22 protein-coding genes and 2 tRNA genes are annotated in these 24,634 nt (G+C 70.6%); 8 read left to right on the top strand and 16 right to left on the bottom strand.

What is annotated here, in order from left to right; translation table 11 throughout:
* Positions 1 to 8 precede the first annotated feature (8 nt).
* Complete coding sequence (locus tag D0Z08_RS02625) at positions 9 to 2,765, bottom strand: tyrosinase family protein (RefSeq protein ID WP_118922327.1); 2,757 nt, start codon at positions 2,763 to 2,765, stop codon at positions 9 to 11.
* Positions 2,766 to 2,928: 163 nt separating this feature from the next.
* Between D0Z08_RS02625 and D0Z08_RS02630 the strand changes: the two genes are divergently transcribed.
* Positions 2,929 to 3,531, top strand: a complete 603-nt coding sequence (locus D0Z08_RS02630; RefSeq protein WP_118922329.1) for an antibiotic biosynthesis monooxygenase family protein — start codon at positions 2,929 to 2,931, stop codon at positions 3,529 to 3,531.
* Between the two features lie 32 nt (positions 3,532 to 3,563).
* Here the strand turns inward: D0Z08_RS02630 and D0Z08_RS02635 are convergent, their stop codons facing one another.
* Positions 3,564 to 5,291 (bottom strand): SpoIIE family protein phosphatase, encoded by a 1,728-nt coding sequence (locus D0Z08_RS02635; RefSeq protein ID WP_220453985.1) that lies wholly within the window; start codon positions 5,289 to 5,291, stop codon positions 3,564 to 3,566.
* A gap of 234 nt (positions 5,292 to 5,525) precedes the next feature.
* On the opposite strand from D0Z08_RS02635, the gene D0Z08_RS02640 reads away from it, so the two are divergent.
* Complete coding sequence (locus D0Z08_RS02640) at positions 5,526 to 5,996, top strand: DUF6069 family protein (protein WP_118922333.1); 471 nt, start codon at positions 5,526 to 5,528, stop codon at positions 5,994 to 5,996.
* Between the two features lie 28 nt (positions 5,997 to 6,024).
* Here the strand turns inward: D0Z08_RS02640 and clpX are convergent, their stop codons facing one another.
* The 13 genes from clpX to lpdA form a co-directional block, all read right to left on the bottom strand.
* Entirely contained in the window at positions 6,025 to 7,320 is a 1,296-nt protein-coding gene (clpX, locus tag D0Z08_RS02645) for an ATP-dependent Clp protease ATP-binding subunit ClpX (protein WP_118922335.1), read from the bottom strand.
* A 105-nt stretch (positions 7,321 to 7,425) separates the two neighbouring features.
* Positions 7,426 to 8,034 (bottom strand): ATP-dependent Clp protease proteolytic subunit, encoded by a 609-nt coding sequence (locus D0Z08_RS02650; protein ID WP_118922337.1) that lies wholly within the window; start codon positions 8,032 to 8,034, stop codon positions 7,426 to 7,428.
* A 6-nt stretch (positions 8,035 to 8,040) separates the two neighbouring features.
* Positions 8,041 to 8,649, bottom strand: a complete 609-nt coding sequence (locus D0Z08_RS02655) for an ATP-dependent Clp protease proteolytic subunit (RefSeq protein ID WP_118922339.1) — start codon at positions 8,647 to 8,649, stop codon at positions 8,041 to 8,043.
* Positions 8,650 to 8,762: 113 nt separating this feature from the next.
* Entirely contained in the window at positions 8,763 to 9,233 is a 471-nt protein-coding gene (locus D0Z08_RS02660; protein ID WP_118922341.1) for an SRPBCC family protein, read from the bottom strand.
* A gap of 120 nt (positions 9,234 to 9,353) precedes the next feature.
* On the bottom strand, positions 9,354 to 10,556 hold the full coding sequence (locus D0Z08_RS02665) for an esterase/lipase family protein (protein ID WP_182481105.1): 1,203 nt from the start codon (positions 10,554 to 10,556) through the stop codon (positions 9,354 to 9,356).
* Between the two features lie 58 nt (positions 10,557 to 10,614).
* Positions 10,615 to 12,015 carry a trigger factor gene (tig, locus tag D0Z08_RS02670; protein ID WP_118922753.1) on the bottom strand — a complete coding sequence of 467 codons (1,401 nt, stop codon included), beginning with the start codon at positions 12,013 to 12,015 and terminating at the stop codon, positions 10,615 to 10,617.
* A gap of 35 nt (positions 12,016 to 12,050) precedes the next feature.
* Positions 12,051 to 12,123 (bottom strand) — tRNA-Pro (locus D0Z08_RS02675).
* A 34-nt stretch (positions 12,124 to 12,157) separates the two neighbouring features.
* A tRNA-Gly gene (locus D0Z08_RS02680) sits at positions 12,158 to 12,231 on the bottom strand.
* Positions 12,232 to 12,306: 75 nt separating this feature from the next.
* Positions 12,307 to 13,356 carry a PP2C family protein-serine/threonine phosphatase gene (locus D0Z08_RS02685; protein ID WP_118922755.1) on the bottom strand — a complete coding sequence of 350 codons (1,050 nt, stop codon included), beginning with the start codon at positions 13,354 to 13,356 and terminating at the stop codon, positions 12,307 to 12,309.
* Positions 13,353 to 14,195, bottom strand: a complete 843-nt coding sequence (locus D0Z08_RS02690) for an Fpg/Nei family DNA glycosylase (RefSeq protein ID WP_118922345.1) — start codon at positions 14,193 to 14,195, stop codon at positions 13,353 to 13,355. Before D0Z08_RS02690 ends, D0Z08_RS02685 begins: the two co-directional genes overlap by 4 nt.
* Positions 14,188 to 14,709, bottom strand: coding sequence for a ribose-5-phosphate isomerase (locus D0Z08_RS02695; protein WP_118922347.1), 522 nt, complete (start codon positions 14,707 to 14,709; stop codon positions 14,188 to 14,190). Before D0Z08_RS02695 ends, D0Z08_RS02690 begins: the two co-directional genes overlap by 8 nt.
* A 48-nt stretch (positions 14,710 to 14,757) precedes the next feature.
* Complete coding sequence (locus D0Z08_RS02700) at positions 14,758 to 16,149, bottom strand: NAD(P)H-quinone dehydrogenase (RefSeq protein WP_220453986.1); 1,392 nt, start codon at positions 16,147 to 16,149, stop codon at positions 14,758 to 14,760.
* Positions 16,150 to 16,204: 55 nt separating this feature from the next.
* Positions 16,205 to 17,599, bottom strand: a complete 1,395-nt coding sequence (lpdA, locus tag D0Z08_RS02705; protein WP_118922351.1) for a dihydrolipoyl dehydrogenase — start codon at positions 17,597 to 17,599, stop codon at positions 16,205 to 16,207.
* A 115-nt stretch (positions 17,600 to 17,714) separates the two neighbouring features.
* On the opposite strand from lpdA, the gene D0Z08_RS02710 reads away from it, so the two are divergent.
* Genes D0Z08_RS02710 through D0Z08_RS02725 form a run of 4 tightly spaced genes read left to right on the top strand, consistent with a single transcriptional unit; the run spans position 17,715 to position 21,683 of the window.
* Complete coding sequence (locus D0Z08_RS02710) at positions 17,715 to 18,878, top strand: S8 family peptidase (protein WP_182481106.1); 1,164 nt, start codon at positions 17,715 to 17,717, stop codon at positions 18,876 to 18,878.
* 24 nt (positions 18,879 to 18,902) lie between these two features.
* A complete protein-coding gene (locus tag D0Z08_RS02715; RefSeq protein WP_118922759.1) occupies positions 18,903 to 19,355 on the top strand; it encodes a gamma-glutamylcyclotransferase family protein in 453 nt (150 codons plus the stop codon).
* Positions 19,356 to 19,408: 53 nt separating this feature from the next.
* Positions 19,409 to 20,848 (top strand): beta-propeller fold lactonase family protein, encoded by a 1,440-nt coding sequence (locus D0Z08_RS02720; protein WP_220453987.1) that lies wholly within the window; start codon positions 19,409 to 19,411, stop codon positions 20,846 to 20,848.
* Between the two features lie 19 nt (positions 20,849 to 20,867).
* Positions 20,868 to 21,683: a purine-nucleoside phosphorylase gene (locus tag D0Z08_RS02725; protein ID WP_118922353.1), complete on the top strand. Its 816-nt coding sequence runs from the start codon at positions 20,868 to 20,870 to the stop codon at positions 21,681 to 21,683.
* On the opposite strand, the gene D0Z08_RS02730 is transcribed toward D0Z08_RS02725, so the two are convergent.
* Entirely contained in the window at positions 21,658 to 22,629 is a 972-nt protein-coding gene (locus tag D0Z08_RS02730; protein ID WP_220453988.1) for a helix-turn-helix transcriptional regulator, read from the bottom strand. The genes D0Z08_RS02725 and D0Z08_RS02730 overlap by 26 nt on opposite strands.
* Positions 22,630 to 22,691: 62 nt before the next feature.
* Between D0Z08_RS02730 and D0Z08_RS02735 the strand changes: the two genes are divergently transcribed.
* Together D0Z08_RS02735 and D0Z08_RS02740 are read left to right on the top strand one after the other, a co-directional pair.
* On the top strand, positions 22,692 to 23,726 hold the full coding sequence (locus D0Z08_RS02735; RefSeq protein WP_245993566.1) for an ABC transporter ATP-binding protein: 1,035 nt from the start codon (positions 22,692 to 22,694) through the stop codon (positions 23,724 to 23,726).
* Entirely contained in the window at positions 23,723 to 24,544 is an 822-nt protein-coding gene (locus tag D0Z08_RS02740; RefSeq protein WP_118922357.1) for an ABC transporter permease, read from the top strand. Before D0Z08_RS02735 ends, D0Z08_RS02740 begins: the two co-directional genes overlap by 4 nt.
* Positions 24,545 to 24,634: the final 90 nt, after the last annotated feature.

Here is a 24,634-nt window from a genome sequence, read left to right on the forward strand (position 1 = left end):
CGCCTCGACTACGGCGAGACCACCGCCAGCGACGAGGTCACGACCCGGGTGAACGGCTCTCCGCCGCTGGCGTCGGCGTCCGGGAGCACTGCCGTCTCGCCGTGACCACCGTGTCCGCCGTGTCCGTCCTCGTCGGCCGCCGCACCCTCCGGGAAGTAGCGCCCGGTGATGTACAGGCCCAGGTGGTAGGCGCCGGGGACCTCGGTGCCGTGGACGTGCACGTGCGGCGCGCCACCGTCGTGCGTCACGAGCTTGACCTGCTCGTCGCGCACGGCCGCCAGGTCCGGGTGCCTGCCCTCCAGCTCGGCCAGCACCCGGCCGAAGTCGAGCTCGCCGTCGCGCAGCTTCTCCGACAGCCGGACCTCGCGGCCGAGCTCACTCAGGTCGAGGTCACGGACCCCGGCGGCGAGGTCGACCACCGGGCTCACCAGCCGGCCGATCGCGGCGTCCACGGTGAACGACCCGACCGGACCACCCAGCTCGAACACGGCCTTCTCCCCCGCCGGCACGACCGGACGACCGGCGACCAGCTCGAGCCCCAGCCGGGTCTGGGCGTAGACGTTGATCACCACCGAGCAGGCCGAGCCCTCGGACCGGTTGGTGCTGAGGGTGGGCACCGCGAGGTTCGCCCGGAGGTCGTCGGTCGAGATCCGTCGAGTGCCGACCACCGCGCGCTCCTCGAGCAGCCGCGCCCACCGCGGACCACGGACCGGGCCGGCCGCCACCGGCAGGATCAGGTCGCCGACGCCGACCATGACCATGCCGTCCATGTCGCGGTCGCGGTAGCCGACCATCACCTGCCAGGTGCCCACCCAAGCGGAGCGGGCCGCGTTGTCGCGCTGCACCATGAGCGTCAGCCGGCCGTCGCTTCGCGCGGCCACGGCGTCGGGGCGCGGGCCACCGTGGCCGGTGCCGCCGTGGTGCCGGTGGGAAGCGTCGCCGTAGATCGTGCCGCCGTCGGGGCCGATCACGTGGTAGCTCCAGCTCTCGTCGTCGAAGTCCATGCCCTGCGCGGTCAGCAGCAGCGCGTCGTCGGCCGAGGTGACCGCGAAGGTGAAGTGCGAGTGCTCCCCCTCGAACAGCTCGAGGACGGGATCGATGATCGGCGTGAAGCCGATCGCACGGGCGACCGAGTTGCTGTAGAACTTGTCGATCGTGCCGGCGTTCTCACCGTGGAAGACCTGGTCGAAGCCGGCCGTGTCGCCCTTCGTGGTGAGCTCGGCCAGCGTCGGGTAGTCGACGTCCAGCCCGGTGCCGAAGCCCATCGCGAACACCACCGTGCCCGCGAGGCTCCCGTCCGGGATCGACGCCAGCGGCGACCCACTCGTCAGCATGCCGTCGGTGAGCAGGCTCAGGTAGCGCCGCTCGTCAGCCACCCGCGGCGCCGGCGGCTCGACGAGCTCGGCGGAGCCGTCGGTGAGCGCGTCCGCCAGCGGGGTGCCACCACCCGGGCTCAGCAGCGACACCTGCGCGTCGAACGTGGAGCGGCTGATCGGCGTACCGCCCTTCACCAGGCCGTACGGCGCCGGCGCGAACACCGGCTCGAAGGCGTTGCCCGCCAGCGAGCGGAAGGTCCGCACGCCCGCCGTCACGTAGGCGACGCCGCTGTCGCGCGCCACCTCGCAGTCCTGCAGGAACGCGGACACACCTCGGGTCGCCGCCACCCACTTGGTCACGGGCGGCGCGCTGGTCGTCATCGGGTCGGGCGTGACACCAGCCATGCTGCCGCTGCGGTCGAGCTCGATCCCGACGATCGGCATCGTGTCGTAGGTGTAGCCGAGGGCACGGTGGTCGAGGGTGTCGACGTTGCGCTGCGGGCCGAGCGCCGTGAAGTCCGGCATCGCGATGCTGCCGATGGTGAGGTTGGTGCCGAACCCGGGCTCGCCGCCGGTCCACGGATACATGAGGTCGTCGCGGTGATGGCTGACCCGCCCGCCCGAGGTGGGGTACTCGTTGGCGTGACCATCGGCCTGCCACATCGCCCAGAGCCGGTCGATGTTGCAGTGGTGCAGGTAGAAGAGCGGGTCGTGCGGCGACGCGTCCGGGTGGCTCATGTGGCCCGTGCCCGCGCTGCCGCTGCCCCCGATCCAGCCGTGCATCTCGTTGTGCATCTGGTTGCCCGAGACGAGCCCGTTGCCGTTCTCCAGCGTGCGCTGGAAGGCCGAGTACGTCGTACGGGCCAGCGTGTCCCGGACGTCGACGGCCGACGGCAGGTCGCCGAGCACGGTGCTCACCCGGCGCCGGAGGGGCCCGACCCAGTGGCCGCCGCTGATGTCGTAAGTCGCCGGCAGGTGCCAGCCGTCGAGGCCGACCGGCCACCAGGAAGGGGCCGGCGTCGTGTTCGCGTCCACTCCCGGTGCCGTCGCGGCGAAGTAGCCCCGCCGGATGATGCCCGTGGTGTCGCCGTTCGGCCCGAGGAACGTGTCGGTCATCAGCGGCGACGGGTCCGTCCAGTCCCAGTACGGGATCATCACGCCCGGCACCTTGGACTGGAGCAAGCGCTCGACGTGCAGCAGGAAGTACCGGTGCCAGCTGAGGAAGCTGTAGGACCCGAGGCCGCCGTGGCCGAAGTTGATGCCGGTCCCGAGCGGTGAGAAGGCGTTCTGGATCATCCGGTGGAGCGCCGTCATCTCGTCCCAGCGGCTGTACTGCTCCGCGGGCGGCGCGCCCGGGTTCACGATCTCGGCCCTGACCAGGACGCATGCCTGGACGAACGCCTCCCGCTCCGCTGCCGCGAGGAATTTCGCGTTCTTCCGGACTCCCATGGTCGTGCCCCTTCGCTCGCTGCGCCTTGGCTTGCACAAGGAGGAGTCCGCGGCGGGGCAGGTTGATACCAGGAGCTATGGCTTCCTCGCGCGATGGGGAGTAAGCAGGGAACTACCGGCGGTGCCGGACCGGGCACTGCCCCATCCCAGAGAGGAGTGGGCCGTGTACGCACGTTCCACCACATTCCACGGAAAGCCCGACAACATCGACGCGGGCATCAAGTACGTCGAGAACGAGGCCGGGCCCGCGCTCGCCAAGATCGAGGGTTGTCGCGGTCTGTCGATGCTGGTCGACCGCGAGACCGGGGACTGCATCGCCACCAGCTCGTGGGAGAGCGAGGAGGCCATGCGCGCCAGCGACGAGCCGCTCCGCCCGATCCGCGACCGCGGCCGGGACATCCTCGGCGCGTCCATGCAGGTCGACGAGTGGGAGATCGCCCTGATGCACCGCAGCCAGCACGGCGAGTGCTGCCGCGTCAGCTGGGTGGAGGGTGACCTCGACACCCTGACGGAGACGTTCCGGACCGCGCTCCTCCCCCAGCTCGAGCAGACCGCGGGATTCTGCAGCGCCAGCCTGCTGATGAACCGGTCGACGGGCCTCGGCTGCGCCACCACGGTCTGGGAGAGCCGCGCCGCGATGGAAGCAAGCCGTGAGGCGGCCGACGAGATGCGGAGCCGGGCGGCCAGCGAGGCGAGCGGCACGATCGTCGAGGTGCACGAGTACGACCTCGCCTACGCGCACCTGCACGTCCCCGAGATGGCCTGACGACTACGCGACCGCACGGGCGCGCCCTGGGGTCAGGGACGCATGGCGAGGAGCGCGATGTCGTCACCGACGTGATCCGTCTCGATGAGCGACGACAGGATGGCGTCGCACAGTTCGTCGACGTCCGCGTCTTCGTGCCCGATCGCCTCCGTCGCCAGCCGATCGAGTCCGCGTTGGATCGACTCGTGGCGGCGCTCGACGAGCCCGTCGGTGTAGAGCAGCAAGGTCGATCCGACCCACATGTCCTGCTTGTGCTCCTGGAACTCCGCCTCCGCCATGACCCCCAGCGGGGGCGCGAGTCCGTCCTCCAGGTACCTGCTCTCCCCGCCGCCGAAGAGCAGAGGAGGCGGATGTCCGGCGTTGGTGAAGCACAGGGTCCGGGTGGCCGGATCGAACACCAGGTAGACCAGCGTCACCATCTCCGGCATCGAGAGGTGCGAGACGAGCCGGTTGACGCCGCTCATCACGGAGACCGGCGAGGGGTCCTGTACGGCGTACGCGCGCAGCGCCATCCGCACCTGCCCCATCGTCGCGGCCGCTGTGAGGCCGTGGCCGGCGACGTCACCGATGGCAAGGCCGACGAGTCCGTCGCGAAGCCGGATGACGTCGTACCAGTCGCCTCCGACCTCGACGTCGGCGGTGGCCGGCTCGTACCGGGCCGCCAGGGCAACCTCCGGGATCTGCGGCAGCCGGTCCGGGAGCAGGCTCCTCTGCAGGATCTCGGCGATCTCGCGCCCGCGGCGGGTCCGCGCCTCTTCCTGGCTCAGCTGCTTCTCTGCCTCGAATCGCTCCTGCATCTCCTCGAGGAGCCGCGCGTTGGCGGCGGACAGCTCGGCAGTACGCCGATCGACCCTGTCCTCGAGCTCGACAGCTGCCGATTCCAGCTCGGCCGCCGTCCGGTTCCGCTCGCTGACGAGGGCTGCGAGGTAGAACGAGGAGAGGGCGATGCAGGCATTGAAGGTCTGGAGGGTGAACATCCGCTCGAACACCGACTGGCTCGCGAACCATCCGTCGGCCTGGGTCGCCGACCACGTGGCGACCAGGGACACCGCGAGGGCGGTCGGAGCGGCCCCGCGCAGCTGGAGGCGCCACGCGGCCCAGCCCACGATCGGCGGGAGCAGGTAGAGCGAACGCAGGTCGGACTGCGCGGCCCACGTGATCGTCGCTCCAGCCACGGCGAGGATGGTCACCGCCTCGAGCCAACGCGCGGGCGACCACGCCGGAAGCTCCTTGAAGAGAGGCAGGCACAACAGGAACGGAGCGACCGTCAGGACTCCCATCGCATCTCCGGTCCACCACACCGCCCAGGCGTTGACGAGCCGGTCGGAGTGGATCGCTCCGGAGACCACGAGCGTTCCCGCGCCGATCGTGGCGCTGATGAGGGTGCTCGCCAAGGCGCCCAGGAAGACGATGGCCAGAGCATCCTCCCGGCGGTCCAGCTGCCGACGGAAGCCGACCCTGCTGAGAAGCACGACCGCCGCCAGGGGCGCGAGGGTGTTCCCGGCAGCCGTGACCGCGGCCGCAAGCGCTCCTTCGCTGATCGGCAGGTTCACCGCGAAGGCAGCCACGGCGACGCCGGGCCACAACGACCGGCCCAGAACCAGGAACGCGGCCACGGCGATGCCCGTGGGTGGCCACAGCGGCGTCACGTTGCGCTCGACCAGCGACAGGGTCAGCCCCACCCGCGCACCCACGTAGTAGGCGACCGCGACGAGGACGAGGGCGACGAGGTAGCGGACGAGGTCGCGGCGTGAACGCACGCCGGAAGCCACCGAAAGCCCCGAGTCGTTCGCGAGTCCTGTCATCGCTGCTACCGAGCCTTCCGGCCGTCTGTTCCGAGAGCGTACGGCGGCGGCCGTCCGGCACGACGCGAAACCCGGGAAGACGGCGCAGCATCGACCTGACGTTTGCTGTCGAAATCGCCCGAGCGCGTTCGTGGTGAGGGTGAAGGGCGGTCGATCGACCGCTCGTGAACCTTCACGAAAGGCACCGAGATGACCACCACCCCCATCGCCCGTCCCGCCACGACCCGCCCCGCGGCGACGCCGTACCTCTCCCGCGTCCCGGTCTGGCTCGTCGCCGCCGGCGCCGTGATCGCCGGAGCCGTCGTGACCGAGGCCTACGCCTGGGTCGCGCGCGCGGCCGGCGTCGAGTTCCTGATCGGCGACGGCAGCTCGCCGCGGGAGGACATCCCGGGCGGCGGGTTCGTCGGCGCCGTCGCGATGCTCGGCGCGGTCGCCGTCGTGCTGGCGCCGGCCTTCGCCCGATGGGCGAAGAGCCCGCGGCGCACGTGGCAGCGGACTACCTGGACGCTGGTCGCCGTCTCCTTGGTCCCGGTCGCGCCGGTGGCCGACGCGGCCGTGAGCACCGAGCTCGCGCTCGGCGTGGGGCACCTCGTCGCCGCGGCCGTCATCATCCCGGTGGTCGCCGCCCGCCTGGCCGTGACGAACCCGCGGCGCGCCTGACCTGCGCCGACGCTGCTGCTCAGCCTGGCTAGGCGGACTTCTTCTTCGGCTTGGACTCGCGGAGCACCAGCGTCGGCGGCACGTCGTCGTCGACGGTCTCGCGGGTCACGATCACCTTCTCGACGTCGCCGCGGGAGGGCACGTCGTACATCACGTGGAGGAGGACCTCCTCGATGATGGCGCGCAGCCCGCGGGCGCCGGTGCCGCGCTCCATGGCCTTGTCGGCGATGCCGGCGATCGCGTCCGGGGTGAACTCGAGGTCGACGCCGTCGAGCTCGAAGAGCTTGTGGTACTGCTTCACCAGCGCGTTGCGCGGCTCGGTGAGGATCTGCACCAGCGCCTCGCGGTCGAGCTTGGTGACGCTCGCGATGAGCGGGAGCCGGCCGATGAACTCGGGGATCAGACCGAACTTGGTCAGGTCCTCGGGCCGGACCAGCGCGAGCAGGTCCTCGGCCTCGCGCTCCTCCTTGCCCCGGACGTCGGCGGTGAAGCCCAGGGTCTTCTTGCCGACCCGCTGCTCGATGATGTGCTCGAGACCGGCGAAGGCACCGCCCACGACGAACAGGATGTTCGTCGTGTCGATCTGGATGAACTCCTGGTGCGGGTGCTTGCGGCCGCCCTGCGGCGGGACCGAGGCGGTGGTGCCCTCGATGATCTTCAGCAGCGCCTGCTGCACGCCCTCACCGGAGACGTCGCGGGTGATCGACGGGTTCTCCGCCTTGCGAGCCACCTTGTCGATCTCGTCGATGTAGATGATCCCGGTCTCAGCCTTCTTGACGTCGTAGTCGGCGGCCTGGATCAGCTTGAGCAGGATGTTCTCGACGTCCTCGCCGACGTAGCCGGCCTCGGTCAGGGCGGTGGCGTCGGCGATCGCGAACGGCACGTTGAGCATCCGCGCCAGCGTCTGCGCAAGGTAGGTCTTGCCGCAGCCCGTCGGGCCGACGACGAGGATGTTGGACTTGGCGACCTCGACCACCTCGTCCTTGCTGTGCTTGCCCTTGCCGTCGGAGCCGATGCCGGGCTGCACGCCCGCCTGGACCCGCTTGTAGTGGTTGTAGACCGCGACCGCGAGCGACTTCTTCGCCTGCTCCTGGCCGATCACGTAGGAGTTGAGGAAGTCGAAGATCTCCTTCGGCTTCGGCAGCTCATCGAGGCCCACCTCGGTGCCCTCGTTGAGCTCCTCCTCGATGATCTCGTTGCAGAGGTCGATGCACTCGTCGCAGATGTAGACGCCTGGCCCCGCGATCAGCTTCTTGACCTGCTTCTGGCTCTTTCCGCAGAAAGAGCACTTGAGCAGGTCGCCTCCGTCACCGATGCGTGCCACGGGCGGTACTCCTCACAGTCATACGAACTTCCTCGACCGTACTCCCTGGTGCCCCCTCGAGGGGAGTGGACACGGTGGGGCGGGTCGGACAGGTCATGGTGGGCCTCAGGTGATCGCAGGGGTGCTCTTGAGCGAGGCGAGCACCGAGTCGATGAGACCGTACTCGATCGCCTGCTCCGCAGTGAGGATCTTGTCGCGCTCGATGTCGATGCTGACTTCTTCGGCGGACTTGTTGCTGTGGTCGCTGATCATCTTCTCGAGCAGCTCCCGCATCCGCAGGATCTCGTTGGCCTGGATCTCGATGTCGGAGGTCTGGCCGAAGGTGCCCTCGGTGTAGGGCTGGTGGATGAGGATCCGGCAGTTGGGCAGCGCCAGGCGCTTGCCGCGGGTGCCGGCCGCGAGCAGGATCGCCGCCGCCGAGGCCGCCTGGCCGATGCAGACCGTCTGCACGTCGGGCTTGATGAACTGGATCGTGTCGTAGATCGCGGTCAGCGCGGTGAAGGAGCCACCGGGGCTGTTGATGTAGATGCTGATGTCCTGGTCGGGGTTCATCGACTGCAGGCACAGCAGCTGCGCGATGACCGCGTTGGCGACATCGTCGGAGATCGGCGTGCCGAGGTAGATGATGCGGTCCTCGAACAGCTTCGCGTAGGGGTCGATCCGACGGAAGCCGTAGGACGTCCGCTCTTCCCACTGCGGGATGTAGTAGTTCATCAGCTTTCAGTCCTTCGTCGAGTGGGCCGGGCGTCCCTGGTCGGCGGCCTCGCGAGCGCTCTTGACCACCTGGTCGACCAGTCCGTACTCGAGCGCTTCGGTGGCGGTGAACCAGCGGTCGCGGTCGGCGTCCGTGGTCACCTGCTCGACGGTCTGGCCGGTGTGCTGCGAGATCAGCTCGAGCAGCACCTTCTTGATGTGCAGCGACTGCTGGGCCTGGATCTTGATGTCCGAGGCCGAGCCGCCCATGCCGGACGACGGCTGGTGCATCATGATCCGCGCGTGCGGCAGCGCGTAGCGCTTGCCCCTCGTGCCCGCGCAGAGCAGGAACTGGCCCATCGACGCCGCCAGCCCCATGCCGACGGTGGCGACGTCGTTGGGGATGTAGTTCATGGTGTCGTAGATCGCCATCCCCGCGTCGACCGAGCCACCGGGCGAGTTGATGTGGAGGAAGATGTCCGCCTCGGGGTCCTCTGCCGACAGCAGGAGCAGCTGGGCGCAGATCGCGTTGGCGTTCTGGTCGCGGACCTCGGAGCCGAGGAACACGATCCGCTCGCGGAGCAGCCGGCTGTAGATGTTGTCGTCGAGCAGGTTGAGTCCGGGCGCGCCGTTCATCGCGGGGCCGCTGGGAATCTGAGTCACGATGGCGACACTAGCCAACGAGAGCCCCTGAGCCACGGGATCTCAGGCCCTGTTCGCCGACAGCAGATTCCTGCGGCGAGCGCCCCTCAGCGCTCGGCGGCGGCCTGCAGGCCGGCGACCGTGCGCGCCATTCCCCGCTCGAGCTCGTCGGCGTGCTCGACGTTGCCGCCGAGGAACGCCGGCGCGAACGCCTTGCTCATCAAGGTGATCTTGGCGGGCACGGGCCGGCGGTGCACGACCCGGGTGCCGCCCTCGGCCGGCTCGAGCTCCCAGATCCACTGCGCGCCGCTCGACTTCGTGTCCCACACCAGCCGGCGGCCGGGGTCGACCGCGGCGACGACCGACCGGGTCGGCCACACCACGGCCTTCCGGCGGTTGATGCCGAGGTACCACTGCCCGACCCGGAGCCCACCGCGCTTGAGCGGCACCATCCGCACCATCTCGGGACTCCACTCGGCCATCTGGGCGAAGTCGGTCAGGAGGTCCCAGACCCGCTCCGGCGTTGCTCCGATGATTGCTTCCGCGCGCAGCTCGCGGTCGGCGCTGGCTTCCGTCACCCCCCGATGGTGGCAGACCCGTTAACCTCGCGCTCGAACCGTTCGAGATGGGGCCGATGACGTCGAGATTCTGCGGGAGCTGCGGGCAGCCGCTGGCCGCCGGCGCGTCGTTCTGCGGCGTCAGGCGAGCCAGCCCTCGAGGGCTGCCAGCACCTCGGGGTGGTTGAGGACCCCGAAGTGGTCCGTCCGGCCGACGTGCAGCGTCTCCGCGTCGGGGAAGAGCTCGGACCCCCGCCGGTCGCGACCCACCGCTGACCGCGGTCGCACCAGGTAGTCGCCGACGACGGACCCGACCGGGTGCCGCGCCGACTGGGTCACCGTGGCCGCGACCAGGCGGTAGCGGGCCTCCTTCAGGGGCGGCAGCTCGTCGACGTACCCGTCCACGAGGTCCCGGACGCCCTCGGAGCGCTTGTCGAGGATCCGGCCGAACGCCGAGGTCTCGGGGAGCAGGCCGAGCAGCCGGCTGCCGTGGCCGATGCCCCACGCGATGGGGGCGCCACGGTGGGGCGAGCAGAGCGTGACCACGTCGGTGACGCGGTCGGCCCAGGGGGTCTCCCCAGGCTCGGCGACCGACTGCAGCGCGAGCACGTTGAGGCCCGCCCGCATGATCAGGCCACCCATCGAGTGACCCACCAGGGCGATCCGGTCGACCTCGACCGGCCACGACGCCACCACGGCGCTCAGCAGCGCCGCGAGCGCGACGCCGTTCTCGCGGATCGGCAGGCCGGTGTTGGCGCGGAGGTAGACCGGTGTCCAACCGCGGGCGGCGAGCGCTTCGCCGTACGTCGTGCCGGTGCGCTCGCGGTGCAGGTTCCAGTAGGACTCGTTCTCGCACAGGCCGTGGAGGAAGACCACCAGGCGACCGGTCGCCTCCGGGAAGGCGGCAGCGAGCTCGGCAGGAGCCGGGTCCACGTCACGGCCGTGGACCCGCACCGCCATCGGGATCGCGAGCTGCGGTCGCTCGCGGAGCAGCTCGTCGCCGATCAGACCGTTGACCGCGGAGGAGACGAATCGGCCGCGGGCGCCGTCCTCGAGGCGCGGCCCGACCCCGGTGCCGGCCAGCTTGTCGAGGCCGGAGCTGCTCTTGCGCAGGGCCAGCCCGAGCCCGCCGTAGACGGCTCCGGCGACACCGCGGTGGATCGACTCGACCGGGTCAGCGGCAGAGCCCAGACCCAGCCGGGCGACCGCGTGCACGCGGCGTGCGATCGCCTCGTGGGTGTCGCGGGCCGAGCCGACGACGAGCTCGTCGGTCACCGCGGTGAGGAGAGCGAGCGCGTCGATGACCGAGGCGCCCGGGGCGGGGGGTGGTGCGGTGTCCGGCATGGCCGGCATCCTAGTACGTCAGTGAACACCTGTGCACTAGGACGCCGGTGCCGGCGCGTCACTCCTGGTTCGCGGGCTCCGCGTCGTCGGCGGGCACCTCGGTCACGTCGACCTCGACCTCGGCCTCGGGGTCGCCGATCGTGCCGTCGGGGCGCAGGTTCTTCAGCTCGACGGCATTGCCGGACGCGTCCTTGACGACCGCGCTCTCGACCAGCTGGGCGAGCGCCTTGCCGCGGCGGATCTCCTGCACCATGTCGGGCACGTGGTTGTGCTCGAGCATGTGGTTGACGAACTCCTGCGGGTCCTGGCCGGACTGCTGCGCGCGCCGCACCATGTGCTCGGTGAGCTCGCCCTGGTCGACGCCGATCTCGCCCTTGTCGGCGATCTCGTCGAGCAGGAACTGCGCAGCGACCGAGTCGCGGACCCGGCGGTCGAGGTCGGCCTCGAACTCCTCCTGGGTCTGGCCCTCCTCCTCGAGGTAGGCGTCCAGGGTCATCCCGGCGTAGGAGAGCTGCTGCTCCACGCTCTGGCGACGAGCGTTGAGCTCCTCGGTGACGATCGACTCGGGCAGCGGGATCTCGACCTTCTCCAGCAGCGCCTCGAGCACGGCGTCACGGGCGGCCGCGGCCTGCTCGAGCCGCTTGCCACGGCCGAGCCGCTCGCGGACGTCGGCCTCGAGCTCGGCGAAGGTGTCGAACTCCGAGGCCATCTGGGCGAAGTCGTCGTCGAGCTCCGGGAGCTCCTGCTCCTGGACCTGGCTGACGGTCACCGCCACCTCGACGTCCTCGCCGACCAGGTCGCCATTGACGAGCTGGGTGGTGAAGACCTTCTCCTCGCCGGCGGAGACGCCGACCAGCGCGTCGTCGAGGCCGTCGATCATGCCGCCGCGGCCGACCTGGTAGGAGAATCCGGAGATCTCGGCGCCCTCGACGGCTTCGCCGTCCTTGGTCGCCTTGAGGTCGATGACGACGAAGTCGCCGTCCTGTGCGGGACGCTCCACGTCGATGAGGGTGGCGAACCGGCCACGCAGCGCGTCGACCTGCTCGGTGACGTCCTCGTCGGTCACCTCGACGTCGTCGACCGACGCCTCGAGACCGTCGGTGTCGGGCAGCGTGATCTCAGGCTTGATGTCGACCTCGGCCGTGAACTCGAGGGGGCCGTCGTCGTCGTACTTGACGACCTCGACCTCGGGCTGCGCCAGCGGCACGAGGTCGTTCTCCTGCAGGGCCTCGACGTACTTGGTGCCGAGGATGTCGTTGAGTGCCTCTTCACGCGCGGCGCCGGGGAACTGGCGCTCGATGATCGCGGGCGGCACCTTGCCACGGCGGAATCCGGGGATGTTGATCTGCTGGGCGATCTTCTGGTACGCCGCGTCGAGGCTCGGCTTGAGCTCCTCGAAGGGCACCTCGACGGTCAGCTTGGCCCTGGTCGGGCTCAAGGTCTCGACGGCGCTCTTCACAGGCTTGTTCTCCTTCATGGATGTCTATTGATGCGTCGGGGCGACAGGACTCGAACCTGCGATCTCCTGCTCCCAAAGCAGGCGCGCTAGCCACTACGCTACGCCCCGCCAAGAGGCATCCGACGGGTCGTCGGAGGCTCCTTGGAGCGGATGACGGGAATCGAACCCGCGTAGCCAGTTTGGAAGACTGGGGCTCTACCATTGAGCTACATCCGCACGCGTGCAAACGCGGGTGTCATGGTGCCACACGGCAGTCCCCCGGCCCCAACCGAGCGAGCCTCGTGGACGCGGTCAGCGGCGGTGGACCAGCAGCAGCGCCCGGTCGTCGTCGCGCGAGCCGACCTTGGCGACCAGCCTTTCCGCGAGTCCGTCGAAGGAGTTGCGGAAGAGGTGCTCGGCGACGCCCAGCATCTCGTCGATGCCGAGGTCGATGTCGCGGCGCGGTTCCTCGACCATGCCGTCGGTGTAGAGGAGCAGCACGTCTCCCGACGTGAGCCGGCCCCGGACCGGGTCGTACGAGACCCCGTCGATGAGACCGAGCACCGGTCCCTCGCTGCGGATCGCGTGCCAGCGGCCGGACCCGGCAAGACGATGGACCGGGGGCGGGTGCCCGGCGGTGCGAACCTCGTACTCGCCGGTGACCAGGTCGAGCGAGAGGTGCACGGCGGTGGCGAACCCCTCCTCCCAGTCGCGCTGGAGGAGGTAGTCGTTGGCGGCGGGGAGGAACTCGGACGGCGGCAGCGCACCGATCAGGCCTCCCATCGCCCCCGAGAGCTGCAGCGCCCGGGTGCCCGCCGCCTCGCCCTTGCCGGACACGTCGACGACGGCGACTTCGAGCCGCCGCCCGTCGGCCCGCTTGGTGGCGACGACGAAGTCGCCGGCGAACGGCGATCCGCCGGCGGAGGACAGGGCCGACTCCACCAGCCAGCTGTGCGGCAGCTTCGGGATCGTGGCCTGCGCCAGGATCCGGTCGCGCAGGTCGACCAGCATCGACTCTCCCCGGCGCAGGCCGATGCCGAGCGAGCTGCGCCGGAGGTTGATGATCAGCGCGACGAAGCACAACGCGATCAGGACGACCATCGCCGCGATCAGGCGCGGGGTGCTGGTCGGCTGCTGCATCTGGGCGATGACGAGCAGCACGATGAGGAAGACGAGCAGCCACACCATCGGCCGCGGCCCCAGGAGCAGGGCGCCGAGCACCAGCGGCACGCTGAGCGCGGTGAACGGCACGTTCATCGGATACATGCCGACCCCGACGACGATGGCCACCGAGACCGCCGCGAGCGCGACCAGGATCCAAAGCTCGGTGTTCAGCGTCCGGAACGTCCTCCGCGTGTTCATCGTGACGCCCTCGAGCGGAAGATCGGCTGGCAGCGGGTGCACCAGAACAGGTTGCGGCCGCCGAGGACGGTGGTGCGGACCGCGCGCCCGCAGACGTGGCACGGCTGGCCGGTACGGCGATAGACGTAGACCTCTCCCCCGTGGTCGTCGTCCCGTGGGGGCCGGCCCATCTCCTCGGGCGTGTGCTCGGGGCGGACGGTGTCGATGGTGCCGGTGCGCACGCCCTCGGCCATCAGCACGACGAGGTCGTCCCACATCGCCTGCCACTGGCCCGGCCGGAGCGTCCGGCCGGGGCGCAGGGGGTGGATCCGGTGCCGGAACAGCAGCTCGGCGCGGTAGACGTTGCCGACACCGGCAAGAACGGTCTGGTCCATCAGCAGGGTGCCGATCGGGGCGGAGCTGCGCCGGATGCGCGCCCACGCCGCGGCGGGGTCGGCGTCCGGACGGAGCGGGTCGGGACCGGTCCGGGCGACCACGGCGTCCCGCTCGGCCGCGGTGACGAGCGAGCAGGTGGTGGCGCCGCGGAGGTCGGCGTACGCCTTGCCGTCCGCCCGGACCAGGCGCAACCGGACCTGCCCGACCGGGGGCGGGACCTCGGTCACCAGGTCGTGCACGTCGAACGTGCCGTAGAGGCCCAGGTGGACGTGGATGAACCGGTCGTCGCCGAAGCCGATGAAGAGGTGCTTGCCCCAGGCCTCGGCGTCGCGGAGCTCGGTGCCGTCGAGCTGGGCTGCAGCGTCCGCGAACCGCCCCTGGGGGCTGCCGACCCGCACCTGCTGGTCACCGAACACCTCGGTGAGCTCGTTGGCCAACCGGTGGAGGGTGTGGCCCTCAGGCATCGTCGGCCGGCCCGGAAGGGGCCAGCTGGGCCGAGGCGGGGAGCGGTGGCAGCTCGCCGGTGGTCTCGTAGTCGGCCATCTGGCCGATCCGCCGCACGTGCCGCTCGTCGCCGGGGAACGGGGTGGTGAGGAAGACCTCGACCAGCCGGGTCATCTCGTCGAGGGTGTGCATCCGGCCACCGACCGCGACGACCCAGGCATCGTTGTGCTCGCGAGCCAGGGACGCGGTGTCCTCCGACCAGGCGAGCGCGGCCCGGATCCCCTTGACCTTGTTGGCGGCGATCTGCTCGCCGTTGCCCGAGCCGCCGATCACGACGCCGAGGCTGTCGAGTCCCGCCGCGCGGTCCGCCGCCACCCCCTCGGCCGCCCGCAGGCAGAAGACGGGGTAGTCGTCGACAGCGTCGTACACGAAGGGTCCGTGGTCGACCGGCTCGTACCCGTGCTCGGTGAGCCATCCCGTGAGGTGGCTCTTGAGCTCGAGACCGGCGTGGTCGCAACCGAGATGCACGCGCATGGCTGCCATCCTTTCAACTCACCGAGCCTTTCAGAAAGTCGGCGGGCTCTAGAAGTGATGGAGCCGACGCGCCGCCTCGGCGACCGAGCCGCTCATCGAGGGGTACACCGTGAAGGCCTGGGCGAGCTGGTCGGCCGTGATCGACTCCGCGACGGCCAGCGACACCGGGTGGATCAGCTCGCTGGCGCGCGGCCCGACCACGACTCCACCGACGACGATGCCGGTGCCGGGCCGGCAGAAGAGCTTCACGAAGCCGTCCTGCACGCCCTGCATCTTGGCGCGCGGGTTGCCGCTCAGCGGGAGCATCACCGTCTCGGCCTGGATCTCGCCGGCGTCGATGGCGCGCTGGGACCAGCCGACGGTGGCGATCTCGGGGGCGGTGAAGACGTTCGACGAGACCTGCTTGAGGTCGAGGGGCGCCACCGCATCCCCGAGGAAGTGCCACATGGCGATCCGCCCCTGCATCGCCGCGACCGAGGCCAGCATGAGAACGCCGGTGCAGTCGCCGGCGGCGTACACGCCGCGGGCCGACGTACGCGACACCCGGTCGACCTTGACGAAGCCGCCGTCGTCGGTGATCACGCCGGCGTCCTCCAGGCCGAGCCCGGCCGTGTTGGGGATCGAGCCGAGCGCCAGGATGCAGTGCGAGCCCTGCACCTCGCGGCCGTCGGTGAGCCGGACGGTCACGACGTCGCCGGCGCGGGTCACCGACTCCATCCGCGACTGCCCCAACACCTTCATCCCTCGGCGGGTGAGGACGTCCTCGAGCACCTGGGCGGCGTCGGCGTCCTCGCCGGGCAGCACCCGGTCGCGGGACGACACCAGGGTCACCGGGATCCCGAGGGCGAGGTAGGCGCTGGCGAACTCGGCGCCCGTCACGCCGGAGCCGACCACGATCAGCTCGCTGGGCACCTCGGTGAGGTCGTAGACCTGCTCCCAGGTCAGGATCCGCTCACCGTCCGGCACGGCGCTCGGCAGCGTGCGGGGAGCGGCGCCGGTGGCGACGAGGACCGCGTCAGCCGCCAGTGTCTCCGTGCCGCCGTCGGCGAGCTCCGCGGTCACGCCGCCGGAGCCGTCGAGGCGCCCGCGCCCGCGGACGACGCGCACCCCGTCGCGCTCGAGCCGACTCGCGATGTCGGCGGACTGGTCGGCCGCGAGGCGCTTGACCCGGGCGTTGACCTTCGCCAGGTCGACCTCGAGCGTCGTGCTGAGGTCGCCCTGGTGGTCGCGCGACTCGATGCCGAGCTCGGCGGCCTCCGCCATGTCGGTCATCAGCTCGGCGGTCGCGATCAGGGTCTTGCTCGGGACGCAGTCGGTGAGCACCGCCGAGCCACCCACGCCGTCGGTGTCGACGACGGTCACCTCGGCCCCCAGCTGTGCGGCGACCAGTGCCGACTCGTAGCCGCCGGGACCGCCGCCGATGATCACCACGCGAGACATGGCGGTCATTGTTGCAGCAGGCGGAGGCCGAGGGCGCCGGCCACCCGGCGGCCGCCTACAGGTTGATCATGTGGCCGGCGATGCCCTCGATCGCTTCCTTCATGGCCTCCGACAGGGTCGGGTGCGCGAAGACGTTCCGCGCGACCTCGTCGGCCGTGAGGTCCCACTGCTGCGCGAGGGTGAGCGCCGGCAGCAGCTCGGTGACCTCGGGCCCGATCATGTGCGCCCCGAGGATCTCGTTGTGCTCGGCGTCGGCGACGATCTTCACGAAGCCGACCCCCTCGGCCATGCCCCGGGCCTTGCCGTTGGCGGAGAAGGGGAACGAGGACGTCTTGACGTCGTAGCCCTTGTCCTTGGCCTGCTGCTCGGAGTAGCCGAACGACGCGATCTGGGGCTGGCAGAAGGTCGCCCGCGGGATCATGTCGAAGTTGATCTCCATGGTCTCGGCGCCGGCGATCGTCTCGGCGGCGACCACGCCCATCGCCTCGGCGGTGTGCGCCAGCATCAGCTTGCCGGTGCAGTCGCCGATCGCGTAGACGCCGTCGACGTTGGTGCGGCCGCGGGCGTCGACCTCGATCGCGCCCCGGTCGGTCAGCTTGACGCCGGCGGCCTCGAGGCCGTAGCCCTCGACGCGCGGGGCGAACCCGAACGCAGCGAGGAACTTGTCGGCGGACAGGACCTCCTCCTCGCCACCCCCGGCCGGCGCGACGGTGACCTTCACCCCCGAGCCGGTGTCCTCGACGCTCTTGACCGCGGTCGAGAGGAGCACGTTGACGCCGAGCTTCTTGTACTGGCGGGAGAGCTCCTTCGAGACGTCGGCGTCCTCGGTGGGGACCATCCGGTCGAGGAACTCGACGATGGTGACGTCGACCCCGAAGTTCTTCAGCACGTAGGCGAACTCGACGCCGATCGCACCGGAGCCGCCGATGATGACCGACGACGGCAGCTGGTCGGTGAGGATCTGCTCCTCGTAGGTCACCACGTTCTCGCTCAGCGTGACGCCCGGGACCAGGCGCACCGTCGCGCCCGTGCCGATGATCAGGTTGTCGAAGGTGTACGACGAGGTCTGGCCGTTCTTGGCCACGTCGATCGCCTTCGGGCCGGTGAGCGTGCCCCAGCCGTCGATCTCGGTGATCTTGTTCTTCTTCATCAGGTAGTGCACGCCCTTGGCGCTGGCATCGGCCACCTTGCGGCTGCGCGCGTGGGTGGTGCCGAAGTCCATCGTCGCGTCACCGGAGATGCCGAACGTGGCCTTCTCGTGGGTGATGATGTGCGCGATCTCGGCATTGCGGAGCAGCGCCTTCGAGGGGATGCAGCCCACGTTGAGGCAGACACCGCCCCAGTACTTCTCCTCCACCACGGCGACGGACTTGCCGAGCTGGGCTGCGCGGATGGCGGCGACGTAGCCACCAGGGCCGGCACCGAGAACGAGGACATCGAAGTGGGTCACGGGCGCCAGCGTAGTGGGCGCCCCGGCGCTTGTGCTCCCCGCGGTTGCGAGGCAGAGTGCGCAGGAGAGTCGGCGACGTCCCCGGGCCGCCGGCACTTCTCGAAGGAGCGCTCCCGTGTCTCGAGTTCGTCCCCTGCTTCTCGCCTGCGCGCTCGTGGTCGCCGGCCTGGTCGCCACTCCCGCCCCGCCGGCCAACGCCGCACCGGCGGTCAACGTGATCGTCACGCTGGCGCCGTCGGCCGACCCCGGATCGGCGGCGCGCGCCATCCTCGGCGGCCGCGGAGAGGTCACCCACGTCTACCGGCACGCCATCAACGGCTTCGCCGCCTCCGTGCCGGAGGCCCTCGTCGCCCTGCTCCGCGGCGATGCCCGCGTGCAGCGTGTCGAGCTCGACCGCGGCGTCCGCATCAGCGACACCCAGGCACCGACGCCGAGCTGGGGCCTCGACCGGATCGACCAGCGCAACCTGCCGCTCGACAACTCCTACACCTACGGGCCGACCGGCGCGGGCGTGGACGCCTACGTGGTCGACACGGGGATCCAGACGACCCACCCGGACTTCGGCAGTCGCGCGTCCAGCGGGATCGACACCGTCGACGGCGACACGAACGCGACGGACTGCAACGGACACGGCACGCACGTGGCCGGCACCATCGGCGGGTCGGCGTACGGAGTGGCCAAGAGCGTTCACCTGATCGCGGTGCGCGTCCTCGGCTGCGGCGGCTCCGGCAGCACCGCCGGCGTGATCGCGGGGCTCGACTGGATCGTCGGCCACCACCAGGCCGGCGCGCCCGCGGTGGCGAACATGAGCCTGGGCGGCAGCGCCTCGGCGACGCTGGACAGCGCGGTCCGTCGGGTCATCGCTGACGGCGTGACGATGGCAGTTGCCGCGGGCAACGAGAACGCCGACGCCTGCCGCCGGTCCCCGGCCCGCACGGCCGAGGCGCTCACCGTGGCGGCCAGCGACCGGAACGACGCTCGCGCCTCGTTCTCCAACAAGGGCAGCTGCGTCGACCTGTTCGCGCCCGGCGTCGACATCACGTCGGCCTGGCTGAACAACGGATCCAACACGATCAGCGGGACCTCGATGGCCACACCCCACGTGGTCGGGGTCGCCGCTCAGTACCTCACGACCCACCCGAGCGCCTCGCCGAGCGCCGTCTCGGCGGCGGTCCTCGCCAACACCACGAAGGACAAGATCAGCGGCACCGAGCGGACCTGCATCGTGATCCTGTGCTCGGTCGCCACCCCTAACAACGACCTGCTGCTCAGCTACTGACGGGTGCCGCTCTAGCCTGTGCCCGTGACGTCGTACGCCGCCTACGGGACGAACCTCGACCCGATCCGCATGGGCGAGCGGTGTCCCCACTCCCCGCTCCAGACAACGGGCTGGCTCACCGGCTGGCGGCTGACCTTCGGCGGCGAGGAGCACGGCTGGGACGGCGCGCTCGCGACGATCGTGCAGGACCCGCTCGAGCAGGTCTTCGTCGCGCTGTACGACGTGAGCCTGCAGGACGAGCCCGTCCTCGACGAGTGGGAGTCGGCGGACTCCGGGCTCTACCGGAAGACGAAGGTCCGGGTCGCGACGCTCACCGGCTCGGTCGTCGCCTGGACCTACGTGCTCGACGCCTACGAGGGCGGCCTGCCCTCGGCGTCGTACCTCGGAGTGCTCGCCGACGCTGCCGAGGCGGCCGACGCGCCCGATGACTACGTGGCTGCGCTCCGCCGCCGGCCGTGTCGCTCGTCGGGTCTCTAGGTCACCCGACCTGAAGGCCGTGACCCTCACCGGTCGCGGATCGTTGGGCACGCGTGCCCCTGACCCACCGCCTCGCCACCGCCGGTTGCGCCCTCGCCGCCGCGATCGCCGCGTTCGTCGTACCAGCGCAGAGCGCACCTGCTGCGCCCGCACCGACCGCCGACCTCGCTCCTCCCCGTGGCGCCGTCGCCGCGAGCGCCCCGGGCCTGCGCGACGTGATGTGGGTCGGCAACAACTGGGACGGCACCGCCAGCGTCGTCGACGCTCGCTCGCTCAAGGTGCTGAAACGTGGCATCAACCTGATCCCGGACCGGGCCCAGGAGATCAGGGACATCCAGCTGAATCCGGTCAAGCTCGCGCTCTTCCTCGCGATCCGGGTCGGGCCGGGCGAAGGGCACGACCAGTTCGTCGACGACATGTTCACGACGCGCGACGGCCGGTTCCTCGCCGTGTCCCGCCCCAGCTTCGCCGACGTCGTCTGGGTCAACATCCGACGGGCGAGCCTGGGCCTCCCCGGCGCCATCGTCCGGGAGCAGCAGATGGACGGCTTCCGCACCGACCACATGGGTCTCTCCCCCGACGGGCTGCGGCTCCTGGTCTCGGACTCGACGTCCCGCCAGGTCATCGAGTACGCCATGGTCGACCAGACGCTGGCGGACGGCACCCCGGTCAAGATGGGCGATCGACTGCGGGTCTTCCCCTCCGGCGAGACCCCGCACGAGAGCAACTACACGCGGTCGGGCGGCCAGATCTTCCACGCCTCGATCGGCCGGGTCTACACGCCTGGCGACGGCACGGAGGAGCTCGACGCCCTGTTCGACCCGCTGGGTGACCCGATCAAGGGCGACCGGTGGTTCCAGGTCGTGCGCTCCTCGGACTTCAAGATCGTCAAGCGCTGGGAGATCGGGCACGAGCTCGAGGAGGCGGGCTTCCCGCACATGAGCAGCGCGGTGCGCCCGATGGCGATCGCACCCGGCTCCCGCTTCCTCTACTTCCAGGTCTCGTTCTTCCACGGCTACGTCAAGTTCGACACCCAGGCTCCCGACATCAACGGGACGACCGACTACACGCTCCAGGGCGTTCCCGAGCCGACCACCGGCCGGGTGCTCGGGATCGTCAACCTGGACAACCGGGTGCCGACGATGCCGCGCGACCTCTACGTCAACGACTCGGCCCACCACGGGCTGTCGATCGACCGCGACGGCGAGACGCTGTGCGTCGCCGGCACGATGGACGACTACGCCGCCCTCGTCGACATCGGCACCGGGCAGGCGACGTACTACGACGAGACGACGACCGGCCACGACTACGGGAAGCCGTACTGGACGACCGAGGGTCTCCGGGACACCTGCTGGATCTCGCTGAGCGAGAGCGACGCGGTCGCGGTGCTGGACACGGAGACCGGTGAGGAGCTCGCGTTCCTGCAGGTCGGCAACCACCCGCAGCGGGTCCGGCACGGCTACGTCCCGCTGGCGCTGATCGCCGAGTGGTGATCATCTAGAGTCACCGTTCGTGACCGACGAGCCCTCGCCGTACGACCTCGCCCAACAGGCGGCCGTCCGCCTCGCGGAGCTGACCGGCGTCGCCCGGCACGACATCGCCCTGGTCCTCGGATCGGGTTGGCTCCCGGCGGCGGACATGCTCGGCGAGACGACGGCCGAGATCGACGTGACCGACCTGCCCGGCTTCAGCGCGGCTGCGGTCGCCGGCCACTCCGGCAAGGTCCGCTCGGTCGTCACGTCAAGCGCAGGGGGCGAGTGCCGCCTTCTGGTGTTCCTCAGCCGCACGCACTACTACGAGGGGCGTGGCGTCGCCGCCGTCGTCCACGGCGTTCGTACGGCGGCCGCGGCCGGGTGCCGCGCGATCGTGCTCACCAACGGGTGCGGTGGCCTCAAGGAGACGTGGACGCCGGGAACGCCGGTGCTGATCAGCGACCACATCAACCTCACCGGCGCCTCCCCGCTCTTCGGCGCGAACTTCGTCGACCTCACCGACCTGTACTCCGCCCGGCTGCGCGCCGTGTGCAAGGAGATCGACCCGAGCCTCGACGAGGGCGTCTACGTGCAGTTCCCCGGACCGCACTACGAGACCCCGGCCGAGATCGGCATGGTGCGCGCCATCGGCGGTCACCTCGCCGGGATGAGCACCACCCTCGAGGCGATCGCCGCCCGCGAGGCCGGGATGGAGATCCTCGGGATCAGCCTCGTCACCAACCTGGCTGCCGGGATGAGCGGCGCGCCGCTCGACCACGCCGAGGTCCTCGATGCGGGACGCTCGGCCGCCACCCGGATGGGCGAGCTGCTCACCCGCGTGGTGCCGCGGATCTGACGAAGCGCCGGCCGACCCGCTCGAGGAGCTCCCCCAGCTCGGCGGGTCCCTCGACCGTGAAGGCGCAGTCGAGGTTCGCCAGGATCATCACCGGCCAGTCGAGGGTGTCGGTGTTGAGCGTCATCCGGCACTCCCCTTCGTCACCGTCGGAGATCGGCTCGACGCTGCCCCACCGGCCCATCAGCGCCTCGACCTGGTCGGCGGGGGCGGCCAGCCGGACCCGCACCTGGTGCCGCTGCGGCTGTGACCGCAGGCCGGTCTTGACGAAGGCGATGGCGTCGCCTCCGTGCAGCTCCCGCTGCCGGAAGCGCTGCCCGGTCAGCTGGGGGGTGCCGCGGACCCGGTCGACCCGGAAGGTCCGCCAGTCCTGCCGGTCGCGGTCGTACGCCACGAGGTACCAGCGCCGGCCGAGGTTGACCAGGCGGTGCGGCTCGACCCGCCGGCCGGTCGCCGTACCGTCGGCTGCGGCGTAGTCGAAGGCCACGAGCTCGTCGTCGCGGCAGGCCTGGGCGAGACCCGTCAGCACGCCGGCGTCGATGACCGGACCACCCGACCAGGGCAGCGCGTCGGTCTGGGTCTTGAGGGCGTCCATCCGGCGGCGCAGCCGCGGCGGCATGAGTGCGATCACCTTGGTCAGCGCCTGGACCGACGTCTCCTCGAGGCCGCCGACGTGGCCACCCGCGGTCGAGCGCAGCCCGACGGCGATCGCCACCGCCTCCTCGTCCTCGAGGAGCAGCGGCGGCAGGTTCGACCCGGCCCGGAGCTGGTAGCCGCCGGCGACCCCGCGCACCGCGTCGACGTCGTACCCGAGGTCGCGCAGCCGGTCGACGTCGCGGCGCAAGGTTCGCGGGCTCACCTCGAGCCGCTCGGACAGCTCCCCGCCCGACCAGAACCGGTGGGTCTGGAGGAGGGACAGCAGCCGCAGCATCCGGGCACTCGTGCTCATGTCTCCACCTTGATTCTCATTGCGGTCAATAACTGACCTCAATGATTCCTAGCGTAGGGGTCATGAGAAACCACGAGAAGAAGCCGGTGATCCGGACCGTCGGACTCACCCGCCACTACACGCGGAACAAGCAGACGATCGAGGCCGGGCGCGGTCTCGACCTCGAGATCGCGCCCGGCGAGCTGGTCGCGTTCCTCGGTCCCAACGGGGCCGGCAAGTCCACGACCCTGCGGATGCTGACGACGCTGATCGCGCCGACGGCCGGCACCGCCGAGGTCGCCGGGTACGACGTCACCCGCGACCGCGCTGCCGTCCGGCGCTCGATCGGGTACGTCGGTCAGGGCAACGCCGCCGGTCACCAGTACCGCGGTCGCGACGAGCTCTTCAGCCAGGCCCGCGCCCATGGCCTGTCCCGGCGCGACGCCCGGTCCCGGACCGACGAGCTGCTCGACGCCTTCGACCTCACCGAGCACGCCGACCGGCCCGTGTCCCGGCTGTCCGGCGGCCAGCGGCGGCGGCTCGACGTGGCGATCGGCCTCGTGCAGGAGCCGGCGATCCTGTTCCTGGACGAGCCGTCCACCGGGCTCGACCCGCAGAACCGGGTGAACCTGCAGGAGCAGGTGCGGCGCCTCAACGCCAAGCTCGGCACCACGATCGTGCTGACGACGCACTACCTGGAGGAGGCGGACGCGCTCGCGGGTCGGGTCATCGTGATCGACCACGGCCGGACGATCGCCGACGACACCGCGGCTGCGCTGAAGTCCTCGCTCGGCGACCTGGTGTCGCTGGAGTTCGGCTCCGCCGCCCACGCGATGGCCGGGGCCGCCGGCGCCGACCGGATCCCCGGTGCGCACGTCACGGTCACCGACACCGTGGTCAGCGTCCGCGCGCCGTTCGGCAGGGACGCTGCTCCCGGCCTGGTCGCGGACCTCGCGGCGGCCGGGACGCCGGTCACCCGACTCGAGGTCGTCGGGCCGACGCTCGACGACGTCTTCCTCAACCTCACCGGTCGCAGCCTGCGTGAGTCCAACGAGACCGCCAGTGCGGTCGACGCCGCCGACATCGCCGGCGACCAGAACGAAGGAGCAGCAGCATGACCATCGAGATCACCCAGGTCCGCGACGCAGCGCCCGCCGCGTCGGTTCGTCGTACGGCGGTCGCCGCCTCACCGGTCGGCATCGTGGCCGACATCGGCAACGTGTTCGCCCGCGAGCTGATGCCGGTGCTCCGCAACCCGGCCTCGGTCCTGTTCGCGATGGTCCAGCCGCTGGTGTTCCTCGCGCTGTTCGCGCCGCTCCTTCCCGAGACCCCGACCGGCTCGGCGCTGCAGTGGTTCGTACCGGGGATCGTGTCGATGACGGCGTTGATGAGCGCCTCCTTCACCGGTGCGAACCTCAGCGAGGAGATCGTGAGCGGCTCGTTCGAGCGACTGCTCGTCTCGCCGGTCCGCCGCTCGGCGCTGCTGATCGGCAAGTCGCTGCGGGAGATGGTGCCGCTCGTGCTCCAGACCCTGGTGATCGTGCTCGCGGTGGCGCCCTTCGCGTTCGACGTGCACGTCGTCGGCATCGTGGGCGGCATCGTGGTGCTGGTGCCCTTCAGCGTCGGGCTCGGCGCGCTCAGCCTGGCGCTCGCCGTGGCCGCGAAGGACCAGGCCTGGGTGTTCTGGACCGTGCAGCAGACGGCGATCTTCCCGCTCCTCCTGCTCGCCGGCGTCCTGCTCCCCCTCGACGGCGCCCCGGGCTGGCTGCAGACCGCCGCCGACCTCAACCCGCTGCGCTACATCGTCGACGCCGAGCGCGCACTCTTCGCCGGTGACTACCCGATGGACACCATCGCCGCCGGTCTGGCCGGCTCCGTCATCGTCGGCGTCCTCGGCCTCTGGATCGGCGTCCGGGCCATGAACCGCGCCAGCTGAATCCCGCCGAAGTGTCAGGGTTGGTCAGCCGAAGTGTCACGGTTGGTCTGCCGAGGCGTCACACCTCGAACAGCCAAGACGGACACTTCG

Origin of the sequence: Nocardioides immobilis (assembly GCF_003515065.1) — a bacterium.
In the GTDB taxonomy this organism is placed as follows: domain Bacteria; phylum Actinomycetota; class Actinomycetes; order Propionibacteriales; family Nocardioidaceae; genus Nocardioides; species Nocardioides immobilis.